The sequence below is a fragment of the Mesorhizobium sp. B2-3-14 genome (assembly GCF_006442175.1).
In the GTDB taxonomy this organism is placed as follows: domain Bacteria; phylum Pseudomonadota; class Alphaproteobacteria; order Rhizobiales; family Rhizobiaceae; genus Mesorhizobium; species Mesorhizobium australicum.
Genome location: NZ_VFVP01000002.1, coordinates 121122 through 134228 on the forward strand (window position 1 = coordinate 121122; position 13107 = coordinate 134228).

Annotated in this window: 12 protein-coding genes and 1 other RNA gene; 11 read left to right on the forward strand and 2 right to left on the reverse strand. The window is 63.2% G+C overall.

What is annotated here, in order from left to right:
• Positions 1-10: 10 nt before the first annotated feature.
• The gene (locus FJ950_RS05215) at positions 11-3661 is read right to left on the reverse strand and encodes a hydantoinase B/oxoprolinase family protein (protein ID WP_140615612.1); all 3651 of its coding nucleotides are present in this window, start codon (positions 3659-3661) and stop codon (positions 11-13) included.
• A 183-nt stretch (positions 3662-3844) separates the two neighbouring features.
• On the opposite strand from FJ950_RS05215, the gene FJ950_RS05220 reads away from it, so the two are divergent.
• The 7 genes from FJ950_RS05220 to FJ950_RS30070 all read left to right on the forward strand — a co-directional run bounded on the left by FJ950_RS05220 (position 3845) and on the right by FJ950_RS30070 (position 7858).
• On the forward strand, positions 3845-4057 hold the full coding sequence (locus FJ950_RS05220) for a hypothetical protein (RefSeq protein ID WP_015317194.1): 213 nt from the start codon (positions 3845-3847) through the stop codon (positions 4055-4057).
• Positions 4058-4217: 160 nt separating this feature from the next.
• Positions 4218-4937, forward strand: coding sequence for a DnaJ family molecular chaperone (locus FJ950_RS05225; protein WP_041163805.1), 720 nt, complete (start codon positions 4218-4220; stop codon positions 4935-4937).
• Positions 4934-5689: an N-acetylmuramoyl-L-alanine amidase gene (locus FJ950_RS05230; protein WP_140615614.1), complete on the forward strand. Its 756-nt coding sequence runs from the start codon at positions 4934-4936 to the stop codon at positions 5687-5689. Before FJ950_RS05225 ends, FJ950_RS05230 begins: the two co-directional genes overlap by 4 nt.
• Before the next feature lie 212 nt (positions 5690-5901).
• Entirely contained in the window at positions 5902-6639 is a 738-nt protein-coding gene (locus FJ950_RS05235; RefSeq protein ID WP_140615616.1) for a transglycosylase SLT domain-containing protein, read from the forward strand.
• 64 nt (positions 6640-6703) lie between these two features.
• Positions 6704-7103, forward strand: an RNA gene (rnpB, locus tag FJ950_RS05240) — RNase P RNA component class A.
• Between the two features lie 179 nt (positions 7104-7282).
• Entirely contained in the window at positions 7283-7558 is a 276-nt protein-coding gene (locus FJ950_RS05245) for a type II toxin-antitoxin system ParD family antitoxin (RefSeq protein ID WP_140615618.1), read from the forward strand.
• Between the two features lie 192 nt (positions 7559-7750).
• Positions 7751-7858 (forward strand): hypothetical protein, encoded by a 108-nt coding sequence (locus FJ950_RS30070; RefSeq protein ID WP_281405543.1) that lies wholly within the window; start codon positions 7751-7753, stop codon positions 7856-7858.
• A 111-nt stretch (positions 7859-7969) separates the two neighbouring features.
• Here FJ950_RS30070 and FJ950_RS05255 read toward each other — a convergent pair whose 3' ends face one another.
• The gene (locus FJ950_RS05255) at positions 7970-9085 is read right to left on the reverse strand and encodes a cystathionine gamma-lyase (protein WP_140615620.1); all 1116 of its coding nucleotides are present in this window, start codon (positions 9083-9085) and stop codon (positions 7970-7972) included.
• Between the two features lie 406 nt (positions 9086-9491).
• On the opposite strand from FJ950_RS05255, the gene mraZ reads away from it, so the two are divergent.
• The 4 genes from mraZ to FJ950_RS05275 are packed head-to-tail and all read left to right on the forward strand — an operon-like array spanning position 9492 to position 13099.
• Positions 9492-9965 carry a division/cell wall cluster transcriptional repressor MraZ gene (gene mraZ, locus FJ950_RS05260; RefSeq protein ID WP_140615622.1) on the forward strand — a complete coding sequence of 158 codons (474 nt, stop codon included), beginning with the start codon at positions 9492-9494 and terminating at the stop codon, positions 9963-9965.
• A complete protein-coding gene (gene rsmH, locus FJ950_RS05265) occupies positions 9962-10978 on the forward strand; it encodes a 16S rRNA (cytosine(1402)-N(4))-methyltransferase RsmH (protein WP_015317202.1) in 1017 nt (338 codons plus the stop codon). Before mraZ ends, rsmH begins: the two co-directional genes overlap by 4 nt.
• 4 nt (positions 10979-10982) lie before the next feature.
• Positions 10983-11378 (forward strand): hypothetical protein, encoded by a 396-nt coding sequence (locus tag FJ950_RS05270; RefSeq protein WP_015317203.1) that lies wholly within the window; start codon positions 10983-10985, stop codon positions 11376-11378.
• Positions 11375-13099, forward strand: coding sequence for a penicillin-binding protein 2 (locus tag FJ950_RS05275; protein ID WP_015317204.1), 1725 nt, complete (start codon positions 11375-11377; stop codon positions 13097-13099). The genes FJ950_RS05270 and FJ950_RS05275 overlap by 4 nt, the downstream gene beginning before the upstream one ends.
• Positions 13100-13107: the final 8 nt, after the last annotated feature.

The window sequence follows — 13107 nt, forward strand, 5'->3', positions numbered from 1 at the left end:
GACGTCTCCCTTACAGCTTGCCAAACCCGCCCGGCGTCGGCGTCGTCACGATGACGGCTTCGCCAGCGTCGAGAACGGTCTGGTCGCAGGCCTTCAGCACGTCGACCGTGCCGTCGTTGCGGCGGACCTTGGTCGAGCCGACCTCGCCGTCGCCGCCGCCATCCAGCCCCCGTGGCGGGCGGTTGCGGTGCGAGGACAGGATCGCGCATTCCATTTTCTCGAGGAAGCGGATGGTGCGTTTGGTGCCGTCGCCGGCGTTCCATTTGCCCTTGCCGCCCGAGCCTTCGCGGATGTGAAAATCCTCCAGCACCACGGGAAAGCGCAGTTCAAGCACCTCCGGATCGGTTAGGCGCGAATTGGTCATATGGGTGTGCACGCCGGAGGTGCCGGCAAAGCCGCGGCCGGAGTTCATATGGCCGGCCGGCGAGCCGGAACAGATGGTCTCGTAATATTGGTACTTCTTGTTGCCGAAAGTCAGGTTGTTCATCGTGCCCTGCGCATTGGCCATCGCGCCCATGGCGCCGAACAGCGCATTGGTTACGTGCTGCGAGGTCTCGACATTGCCGGCGACGACGGCGGCAGGGTAGGCGGGCTTCAGCATACAGCCGTCGGGAATGACGATGTTGATCGGCCTGAGGCAGCCGGCATTCATCGGGATCATGTCCTCGACCATGACGCGGAAGGCGTAGAGCACGGCCGCGCGCGCCACCGGCTCAGGGGCGTTGAAATTGTTCTTCATGACAGGCGACGTGCCGGTGAAGTCAACGGTCGCCTCGCGCTTTTGGCGATCGACCGTGATCTTCACCTTGATGACCTGGCCGGTATCGGTCGGATATTCATATTCCGACGTGTCCGGCAGCCGCTCCAGCACCCGGCGCACGCTCTCGGCGGCATTGTCCTGGACATGGCCCATATAGGCCTCGACGACATCAAGTCCGAAATGGGAGACCATCTTGCGCAGTTCGGCGACACCCTTCTCGTTGGCGGCAATCTGTGCCTTGAGATCGGCGATGTTCTGGTGCGGGTTGCGGGCGGGGTAGCGATGATCGGTGAGCAGCGTATGCAGCTCCGTCTCGCGGAATTTTCCGCCGTCGACGATGCGGAAATTGTCGAACAGAATGCCTTCCTCGTCGACCGTGGTGGCGAGCGGCGTCATCGAGCCCGGGGCGGTGCCGCCAATGTCGGCATGGTGGCCGCGCGAGGCCGCCCAGAAGAGGATGTTTTTCCTGATGTCGTCGAACACCGGTGTCACCACGGTGATGTCGGGCAGATGCGTGCCGCCATTATAGGGGGCATTCAAGGCAAAGACGTCGCCGGGGTGGATGTCGCCGGAGTTCAGCCGGATGATGGTTTCGACCGAACGGTCCATGGAGCCGAGATGCACCGGCATGTGCGGCGCATTGGCGACCAGCGCCCCGGTGTGGTCGAAGACGGCGCAGGAAAAATCCAGCCTTTCCTTGATGTTGACGGAATAGGCGGTGTTCTGCAGCGTCACGCCCATCTGCTCGGCGATCGACATGAAGAGATTGTTGAAGACTTCGAGCATCACCGGATCGGCTTGCGTGCCCAGGGCAGCGGCGCGCGCTTTCTTTTCCGTGCGGCGTATAACGACGTGATTGAGGTTGGTGATTTCGGCCCGCCAGCCCGGCTCGACGACGATGGTCTGGTTTGGCTCGATGATCAAGGCGGGGCCGGCGACCAGATTGGACGGTCCGAGGGTCTCGCGACGGTAGACGCCAGCTTCATGCCACTGGCCTTCCGTGTAGATTAGCCGGGTCTCGGAAGCGGCTGGATGGACCCTTGCCGGTCCGGCAGGCGCATGGGCCTCGGCGTTGGTCTGGCCGGTTTCGGTGCCCTCGATGCCGACGGTCTCGACCATCATCGGCTTGTCGTCATAGACGAAACCGAATTGCGCTTTGTGGGCGATTTCGAAATCGCGCTTTGCCTGGAAAATCGAGTCGTTCTCAAAATTTACCGGCAGCGTCGTATCGGTGCCGTCATAGCGAATGTGCAGCACCGGCCTGGTGGCAACCGCGTCCTCGGCGATGCCTTGCGCCGCCAGTTCCGCGATCACGGCCTTTTTCAAGGTGGCGACGAGGCCGCCAATCTCCGTTCTGGACTCTTCGGCGAGCGGCTTGAGCAACGCCTGCTGGCGCGAGGCGAACACCGAGGCCAAGCCGATGCCATAGGCCGAAAGCAGGCCGGAGAAGGGATGGATCAGCACGGCCTCCATGCCAAGCGCGTCCGCGACCAGGCACGCGTGCTGTCCGCCGGCGCCGCCGAAGCAGTTCAGGAGATATTCGGTGACGTCGTAGCCGCGCTGCACGGAAATCTTCTTGATCGCATTGGCCATGTTCTCGACCGCGATGGTGACGAAGCCCTCTGCGACCGATTCGGGCGGCCGGCCATCGCCGATCTCAGCGGCAAGTGCCGCGAATTTCGCATGCACGGTTTCCGCGTCGAGCGGCGCGTCCTGGCCGGAACCGAAGATCGACGGGAAGAAGTCGGGCTGCAGCTTGCCGAGCATCACATTGGCATCTGTGACGGCCAGCGGCCCGCGGCGCCGGTAGGCGGCGGGGCCGGGATTGGCGCCCGCGGAGTCCGGTCCGACGCGGAAACGGCCGGCCTCGTAGTGCAGGATCGAGCCGCCGCCGGCGGCGACCGTGTGGATGCGCATCATCGGCGCGCGGACGCGCACACCGGCGACTTCCGTGTCGAAGGCCCGTTCATACTCGCCGTCATAGTGGGCGACGTCGGTGGACGTGCCGCCCATGTCGAATCCGATGACCTTGTCGAAACCGGCGAGCTTCGCCGTCTCGACCATGCCGACCACGCCGCCGGCCGGGCCCGACAGCAATGCGTCCTTGCCCTGGAACATGTCGGCGGCGGTGAGCCCGCCAGAAGACATCATGAACATCAGGCGAGGGGATTCGTTGTTTTTTCCCGCCGCACCCGGTTCTCCCGCCACCCCCAGTTCTCCCGCCACCCTTTGCACATAGCGCGACAGGATCGGCGACAGATAGGCGTCGACCACCGCGGTGTCGCCGCGGCCGACCAGCTTGATCAGCGGCGAGACCTCGTGGCTGACCGAGACCTGTCCGAAACCAAGCTTGCGGCAGACCTTGGCCACCGCCTTCTCGTGATCGGGATATTTCCAGGCATGCATGAAGACGATCGCCACCGCATCGATGCCATCGGCTTTCGCTTGTTCTATGGCCGGCCGGCAGGCTGATATGTCGAGCAGCCGTTCGACGCGGCCGTCGGCGAGCACACGCTCGTCGACCTCGATGACGCGCTCATAGAGCTGTTCGGGAAGGATGATCTCCTTGGCGAAGATGTCCGGTCGCGCCTGGTACGCAATCCCTAACGCATCGCGAAACCCCTTGGTGATGAGCAACAACACGCGGTCGCCCTTGCGCTCCAGGAGGGCGTTGGTGGCCACGGTCGTGCCCATCTTGATGTCGCCGATCAGGCTGGACGGGATCGCGGCGGCCGGTTCAAGGTCGAGCAGGTCGCGGATGCCCTGAATGGCCGCATCGGCATAGGCCTCAGGATTCTCCGACAGCAATTTGCGCGGATGCAGCCCGCCTTGCGGGTCACGGCCGATAATATCGGTGAAGGTGCCGCCGCGATCGATCCAGAAATCCCATTTCGCGGTCATGCGGCTGTCTCCGGTATTCGTTTTCGTTATCGTTGTTAAAGCGCCCAAGCGCCGGCAGCAATGTCGCCTGCATGCCATTGATGTTACAGGCGGAAACGCAACGTTATGAAACCCATGGCCGTCCGGGGCATTTCTCCTTCGACCGTTCACCGCAACGTGAACGTGTGTTGAAGGAGAGACGTAATGAAAAAGCTCATTCTTGCTTCGGTGTCCGCCCTGGCCCTGCTGGGCGTTGCCGCCTGCAGCGACAGTGGCACAGGCACTGACAACACCACCACGCAGAGCACCAATCCGCCGGCTGCCGAGCAGCCGATGAAGCCCGCGGCCCCGGCCGATAATTCGACCAAGCCTGCCGAGCCGGCTCCGGCAACGCCCGCTCCTGCGCCCGCGCAGTAGTTTGTAAGCAGTAGGTGTCTTGGGAGGAAGGCCGGCTTCATGCCGGCCTTTCTCGTGGAGACCGCGCTCGGGACCGTGGATCGTCGGTGGCCACGGACCCGATAGAGAGTGGCCGTTATTGGCTTGATAGCGGGGACCGGTTGGCTCTATGAAGCTGGCCATGTCGATTTGGGACCGCCTCGGCGACTTCATCACGCGGGTTTCGTCTTCAACCACGTCAGGCGTCGCCGACGTGGTTGAAGCTGTGCGCACGGTTTTCTCCGGCGATGCCGACCTGCGCCGCCGCGTCGCCTTCTCGGTGGCGATGATCGCGCTGTCGGCCAAGATGGCCAAGGCCGACGGTATCGTCACCCAGGATGAGGTGCGCGCCTTCCAGGAAATTTTCGAAGTGCCGCCGAAGGAGACGCGCAACGTCGCGCGGCTGTTCGATCTGGCCCAGCGGGATGTGGCCGGTTTCGAGACCTATGCCGAGCGCATGGCGCAGCTCTGCGGCTCCGGGCACTCCAATTGCGTGATGTTGGAAGACATACTCGATGGCCTGTTCCACATCGCCAAGGCCGATGGGTTGGTGCATGAGCGCGAAGGCATCTTCCTGCACCGTATCGCCGAGATCTTCCGTATTGACGAGACGCATTACGAATCGATCATGGCGCGGCACGTCAATCTTGGTGCCGGTGACCCCTATGTCGTCCTCGGCATCGAGCGGGGCAAGCCGTTCGAGGAGGTCAGGAAACGCTATCGCAAGCTGGTGTCGGACAACCACCCGGATCGGCTGATCGCGCGCGGGCTGCCGCAGGAATTCATCAAGATCGCGACGACCAGGGTCGCGGCGATCAACGCCGCCTACGAGATGATCGAGCGGGGTCTGCGGCACGCATGAGCGGCTTCCTGCCCGACGAGCCAAGCGCCGAGGTCAGGGTATCGCCGAATTTCGGGCCAAGGCGCGACGCGCAGAAGCCCGACATGATTGTGCTGCACTACACGGGCATGGCTACCGGGGCCGCGGCCGAAGCCTGGCTGTGCGATCCGGCGAGTGAAGTCTCGTCGCATTATCTCGTCCATGAGAATGGTCACGTCGTGCAGATGGTGCGGGAAAGCGATCGCGCGTGGCACGCCGGCCAGAGTTCCTGGTTCGGACGCACCGACATCAATTCCTGCTCGATCGGCATCGAAATCGTCAATCCCGGCCATTCACTGGGCTATCCCGGCTTTCCGAAACGTCAGATCACGGCGGTCATCGAGCTGTGCAAGGGGATTGTCACGCGGCACGCGATCACCCCCCAGCGGGTGTTGGCGCACTCCGACGTGGCGCCGGGGCGCAAGATCGATCCCGGCGAGAAGTTCCCATGGGCCGCGCTGTTTAAGGCCGGTGTCGGTCATCTCGTGCCGGCCGCTCCCGTCAGGCGCGGAGCCGCGCTGAAGTCCGGTGACCGCGGTGCCGATGTGGAGACGCTGCAGTCGATGCTGTCGCTTTATGGCTATGGCGTCGAGATATCGGGCATTTTCGACGACCGGACACGAATTGTCGTTGAGGCCTTTCAACGGCATTTTCGACCGCGCCGGATCGACGGAATCGCCGACGGCTCGACGATGCGCACGCTGCAGAAACTGCTTGCTTCCGCGAGGAATTGACCTCAGGTCAAGAGCGGGTCCAAGTAATCCTCGCTGGTCATAAAGTTACAAACTGTCACTGAAAGTGACTTGCCTCGCCTTCATTGGCGCCAAATCGGACTTCAAAGGGCGTTTCGTACAGTTTGTCGGACGTCCATCCCCCCGGGTGTTCCGATATTGATCAAGCGATGCCACGCGAAGATCTTCGCGTGGCCCCAACAGAACAGGATCACATGCAGAAATTGACCGTTTTAACGGCAGCTCTTGCTGCCGGGGTAATGAGTTTTGCCTTCAGTGCGGCCGACGCCGCGCCGTTAAGTCCACGGGCCGACCAGGGCCTCGTCGCGGCATCCGCCAAAGGCAAGGCCATTTCGGCCAAAAGCAACAAGACGACGAAGCAGGTTTCCGCGAAAGTGGAAAAGGCAAGCTGGGCCAAGGCAAGTGGGACCAAGGCAAGTAAGACCGGGGCAGGGAAATCCTCCGCCAAGAGGCAGACAAAGCGCGGCCGCAAAACCGTGGACATGACGACGACCGCATCGATCGGTCTCGGCAACGTCGCTGCGGCGACCGCGGCGGTGACGAGCGGTGGCCAGTATTCCGCGATTGTCGGCCGCTACGCGGCGACCTACGGGGTTCCGGTGTCGCTGGCCCAGGCCGTGATCAAGATCGAAAGCAACTACCGGCCGAATATGGTCGGCGGCGCCGGCGAGATCGGACTGATGCAGATCAAGCCGGCAACCGCGCGCATGATGGGTTACAGCGGGTCGGCCAAGGGCCTGTTCGATCCCGACACCAACATCAAATACGGCATGAAGTACCTCGCCATGGCGCGCGACCTCGGCGGCGGCACGACCTGCGGCACCATCCTGAAATACAATGCCGGCCATGGCGCCACCCGCATGAACCCGGTTTCGGCGGCCTATTGCAGCAAGGTCAAGGTCCAGTTGGCGGCTGTCGGCGCACCGGCTTGACAAGAACCGGGCACGACGGCTTTTTCGGTTGCGTTTTGCGGTGTGAACCCCTTTATACGCCCTGCCAGCTGGCCGGGCGGCCGCACCCGCAAACGCCGAAAGGCCGCGGGTGAGGAAAGTCCGGGCTCCATGGAAACACGGTGCCGGTTAATGGCCGGCGGGGGCGACCCCAGGGAAAGTGCCACAGAAAGCAAACCGCCACGACTTTGTCGGGGTAAGGGTGAAAGGGTGGGGTAAGAGCCCACCGCGCGACTGGCAACAGGAGCGGCACGGTAAACCCCACCGGGAGCAAGACCGAATAGGGGCGGTGCGAGGGGGAACCCTCGAGGGCTGTTTCCGGCCCACCGTCCGGGTAGGTTGCGTGAGGCGCATGGCAACATGCGCCCAAGATGAATGGCCGCCACGTTCTCGCCTCGCAAGGGGCGAGGGCCATACAAAACCCGGCTTACAGGCCAGCTGGCAGTTTCTCTCCACGACATCTGGGATAAAGCCTTTGATGCCAGAAGGTTACGCCCATGGGCGCAGCTTCTGATTCAACGCATGGCGCTGATTTGCCCCGCCGCAAGACAGAGATATCCGCCGACTTTTCTTGAAACTGGTGCGATTAAATCGTACCATCACGGCTCATCATCAGGAGCCTATCGTGGGTCAGGTCGACAAACGCAGCATCACGCTTTCGCCGGAGTTGGCTCAGGCCGTCGACGATGTGGTCGCGGCTGGAGAATACGCTTCGGCGAGCGAGGTGATCCGCGATGCGTTGAGGCAATGGAAGGACCGCCGCGACCTGATGGGCTACACGGTTGAGGAACTGCGCAAGCTGGTGCAGGAGGGGATCGACAGCGGGCCTGGTCGGTTTGCCTCGATGGACGAAATCAAGGCGGAGGCCCGCAGGCGTCTGCGATCTGACGACGCGGCATGAAGTTGCTGCCAATCGACCGCAGCGCTCGTGCGGAAGAGGATTTGGTTGCGATCCGGCTTCATATTGCGGGCAACAACGAGGCAGCAGCGGACCGGTTGCTTGATCGTTTAGCGGCAAGATGGCAGCAATTGTCGACTTAATCCCTTCTCAGGTGCGCCACGCAACGACATTGCGCCGGGTATCCGCCATCTGATTGTCGGCGAATATCTCACCTTGTACCGGGTCGGCGGTGATGCGATCGAAGTTCTTCGCGTGCTGCATGGTCGGCGCAACATCGAAGCCAATGACCTCGGCTCCTAAGCAATCCAGGAGAAGCGCTAGCGCTTTCCCTTGCGGAATCGCGTAATTGCGTAAAGGAGTTAGGGCGGTTCGGCGATCCCATCAAACGCTGACCCGCTCGTGGTCGATTTGTCAGTCGCTGATCCTGTCCAGCGAGGCCTCGATCGCCTTCCAGAGTTCTTCCACCGGCTCACAACCGACCGACAGGCGAACGAAGCCGGCCGGAACCGCGTCGCCTCGCTTCAAGCGCCGCTCGGCCGAGGTGTGGACGCCGCCGAAGGAGGTCGCGGCCTGCATCAGGTCGCAATTGTTGATGAAATCCTCGGCTTTCTGCTCGGAAGCGAGTTCGAAGGAGATGAGGAAGCCGAAGCGCTCCATCTGGGCGCGGGCAAGATTGTGCGAGGGATCGCCTTCCAGGCCGGGATAGCGCAGGCCGTTGATCGCCCGATGGCCTTGCAGGCGCCGCGCGATCACTTCCGCCGACGAACACATGCGGTCGAAGCGCACATCCAATGTTTCCAGGCCGCGATGCACCAGCCAGGCTTCGAACGGCCCGGGGATGCTGCCCGAGACCTCGCGCCAGCCGGTCACGGCGGCGATGATATCCGCATTGCGGCTGGCAACATGTCCGAACAGCACGTCGGAATGGCCATTGGGTGCCTTGGTGTCGGCGGCGACAACGATATCGGCGCCGTGATCGAGAGGGCGCTGGCCGAAGGGCGTCATCGTCGTGTTGTCGACCACCAGCAGCGCGCCGGCCTTGTGGACGGCTTCGGCGACAGCGGCGATATCGCAGATGTCCAGCCCCGGATTGGCCGGCGTTTCGACGAAGGCCAGGCGATAGCCCGCAAAACCGCCGTCAAGGAAAGTCGATGTCGGCCGGACATCGTAGGAGACACCGAGCGGTTGCAGGAAGCGATCAGCCAGCGCCCTGGTGGTGTGATAACCGTCCGAAGGCAGCAGGACATGGTCGCCGGCCTTGAGCATGGCAAAGAATGCCGCCGAGATCGCTGCCATTCCCGAGGGAAAGCCGACGCAGGGCGCGTCTTCCAAATGGGACAACATGTGTTCGACGGCATCCCAGGTCGGGTTGCTGAAACGGCCGTACTGGTTGAAGCCGGTGGCATCGCCCGGTGCATGGAAGATGGCGGCCATGGTCAGTGGCAGGGGAATGGAATCGCCCATGGCAAACCCGCTGCGACGCAAATGGGGAAGGGCCGCGGCGCGCGATTTGGCAGTTTCAGACATCGAGTTTCAAATCCCTTGGCGATCGGTGATATGGGGAGACGCTATGCCCGGCCGCGGCTCGCGGCAAGGCGTCTCCAGTTAGACCAGCGAGGCTCTAAACGGTTCGTTAGGCTTAATAGACCATAAAGACGAGACGTGCCGTCAAAGCCTTCTCGTCGCCGTGATGCGCATGTTTGTGAAGCCTATTCCCGTTGACGCCCATAGTGCCCCATGGTATCCCATTTCGACATCAAAGCCTTCGTTCCGCGTCAGGGTAAAGCGTACGCCAATCGGGCAGCCGCGGCGGCTGCGCGTTTGCCGTTTTTTGCCCGTGTGGACGAGGTTGGTGCGGGGCAGACGCAGCGCTGCGGTGGCGCGTGCGACACGATGAAGAGGGGTGCGGCCGCGCAGGCGGCTGCAACGTGTGATGGACCGGTTTCTGTCGAACACGGTGAGCAGGATCGATGCGAAGGGACGGGTGTCCGTTCCGGCGCATTTCCGTGCCGTGGTGCAGAAGCGCGGCTATTCGGAACTCTATGCGCTGCGGTGCCTGGATCTGCCGGCGATGGATGTCGGCGGGCTCGATCTGCTCGATCGCTACGAACAACGCATCGCGCGGGAAGACCCGTTCCTGCAGGCTGCGGACGACATGTCGTTCTTCTGCCATGGCGACGGAGCGTTCCTGAAACTCGACCAGGACGGCCGCATCACCATGACCGATTTCATTCGCGAACATGCCGGCATTTCCGCGGAGGTGGCCTTTGTCGGGCGCGGCAATTTCTTTCAGATCTGGGAGCCGGGACGGCTTGCGACCTACGGCGCGCAGGCGCGTGCCAGGCTTTTGCAGCTTCGGCAGGGGACGAAGGCTCGCGAGGCCAAGGCTGGGGAGCGACCGGAATGACGGTGGGCCACGGCGATGATATCAACGCCGTTGGCGGATCGGTCCGCCACATTCCGGTCCTCCTTGGCGAAGTGCTGGAAGCGCTGGCGCCGGCGGAGGGCGACATCGTCATCGACGGCACGTTCGGCGCCGGCGGCTACACCAAGGCCATCCTGGCGGCAGGCGCGTCCGTGATTGCCATCGACCGCGATCCGGATGCCATCGCGGCCGGCCGCGACCTCGAGGCGCAATCCGGCGGCCGGCTGAAGCTGGTGCAGGCGCCGTTCTCGACGCTCGACGAGCACGTCGAAAGCGTCGATGGCGTCGTGCTCGACATCGGCGTTTCCTCCATGCAGCTCGACCAGGCCGAGCGCGGCTTTTCCTTCCGCAACGACGGACCGCTCGACATGCGCATGGCGCAGGCGGGCCTGAGTGCTGCCGATGTCGTCAACAGTTTCAAGCCGGGCGACCTTGCCCGCATCTTCGGCTTCCTCGGCGAAGAGCGTCACGCCGGCCGCATCGCCCGCATGATCGAGGCGCGCCGGGAAAAACGCCCATTTGAGCGCACGCTCGAACTCGCCGATGCGATCGAAACCCATATTGGACGCGCGCCGAAGGACAAGATCCATCCGGCGACCCGCGTCTTCCAGGCGCTGCGCATCTTCGTCAATGACGAGCTCGGCGAACTGGCCAGGGCGCTGTTCGCGGCCGAACGCGCGCTGAAGCCTGGTGGACGGCTCGCCGTGGTGACGTTCCATTCGCTGGAAGACCGCATCGTCAAGCGCTTCATCGCCGACCGCGCCGACACCATGACCGGCTCGCGCCACATGCCGGAGGCGCAGGCGCGCACCGCGACATTCCGCAAGGCTGGTGGCGGGGTGACCGCAGGCGATGCCGAGGTTGCGGCCAACCCACGCGCCCGCTCGGCCAGGTTGCGTGCCGCGATCCGCACCGAGGCTCCGGCGCGCGGCGACGATTTTTCGATTTTCGGCCTTCCAAAACTTCCCGGCATCGACCGGCCGGGGGAGAGGTAAGCACGTGTTTCGTACCAGCGACATTGTCCTGATCGCCGTCATGGTTTCGGCGGCCGCCCTGACCTACAAGGCCAAGCGCGAGGCCGAGGACCAGTTGGCGGCCGTGCAGAAGATCCATGCCGAGATCCGTTACGAGGAGGACACGATCGACCTGCTCAAGGCCGACTGGAGCCTGCTCACCCAGCCGTCGCGCCTGCAGAAGCTGGCCGAACTCTATAAGTCGCAGCTCGCGCTGGAGCCGGTCAGCGCCCGCCAGATCGTGGGCCTGGGCGACCTGCCGGCCAAGGCCCTCGATATCCAGGACATCCTGAACGGGCGCCAGGGCGCGATGGCCGACAATTCCGATAAGGCGCCTTCAGGCGACAAGGATCCCGTCGTGACCGGAGACATCGCCCAATGATCGGCAAACTGCTGAAGCGCTTCGCGTCGGTAAGGCGCGCCAGGACGGGCGAGGACAGATCGATCGTGGTCGAAGGCGCCCGCAAGGCGACAGGCGGCAAGGGCAAGGCGCGCATCGTGATGACGATGGCCGTGTTCTTCGGCATCTTCTCGACCATATCCGGGCGGCTGGTCTATCTCGGTTTCCAGACACCCGACCTGTCGGGCGGCCCGCAGAGCCGGGTGACCGCCTCGCGGCCCGACATTGTCGACCGCAACGGCGAAGTGCTGGCCACCGACATCAAGACGGCGTCGCTGTTCGCCGAACCGCGCCGCATCGTCGATGCCGACGAGGCGATCGAGAAGCTGTCGACGGTGCTGCCCGAAATCGACTACGAGCAGACCTATCACAAGCTGAAGAGCGGCGCCGGCTTCGTCTGGCTGCAGCGGCAGCTGACGCCCAAGCAGCAGGCCGACATCATGCAGCTCGGCATTCCCGGCTTTGGCTTCCGCACCGAAAAGCGCCGTTTCTATCCGAGCGGCGAAACCTCGTCCTACGTTGTCGGCCTGACCAACATCGACAACCAGGGCATCTCCGGCATGGAGAAATATATCGATGAGCAGGGCCTGAGCGACCTGCAGGCGTCGGGCCTGGCGGTGGCGAAGGATCTCAGGCCGGTGAAGCTTTCGATCGACCTGCGCGTCCAGCATGTGGTGCGCGACGAGATTGCCGCCGGCCTGGAGCGCTATCGCGCCATGGGCGCTGGCGCGGTCGTGCTCAACGTCAAGACCGGCGAAGTGGTGGCCATGGCCTCGGTGCCGGATTTCGATCCGAACAATCCCTACAATGCGCAGGACAAGGACCGGCTCAACCGGATGTCGGCGGGGCTCTATGAAATGGGCTCGACGTTCAAGAGCTTCACCTCGGCCATGGCACTCGATTCCGGCAAGGCGACGATGTCGAGCCGCTTCGACGCTTCGCATCCAATCCGCGTCGGCCACCAGGCCATACACGATTTCCACGGCAAGAACCGTGTGCTGTCGTTGCCGGAGGTGTTCCTCTATTCGTCCAACATCGGATCGGCCAGGGAGGCAGAGCTGGTCGGCATCGAGGCGCACCGCGAATTCCTGCACCGCCTCGGCATTCTGGAGAAGATGCAGACCGAACTGCCCGAAGTCGCCCGCCCGACCGAGCCGAAAGTCTGGAAGCAGGTCAATTCGTTCACCATCGCTTTCGGCCATGGCGTGTCGACGACGCCGCTGCAAGCGGCTGTCGGCTGCGCGGCGCTGGTCAATGGCGGCTTCCTGATGCAGCCGACATTCCTGGTCCGCAGCCAAGAGGACGCGATGGCGGCGGCCAAGAAAGTGGTTACCGAAAAGACCGTCGAGGGCATGCGCTACCTCTATTCGCTCAACGCCGAGAAGGGTTCGGCCAGAAACGCCCGCGTTCCCGGCTACCGCGTCGGCGGCAAGACCGGAACGGCCGAGAAGGTCATCAACGGCCGTTACTCGAAGGAGTTGAATTTCAACACCTTCGTCGCCGCCTTCCCGATGGACGATCCGCAATATCTGGTGTTCACGATCGCCGACGCCCCGCATCCGGAAAAGCCTGGGATGACCGACGTCGCCGCCAACAATGCTGGGGTTATGGCCGGCAATATCATCAGGCGTTCAGCGGCCATGCTTGGCGTGAAGCCAGATTTCAGCCATGAAAATGGTGCAACGCTGGTTTCCTATCAGTGATTCTTAGG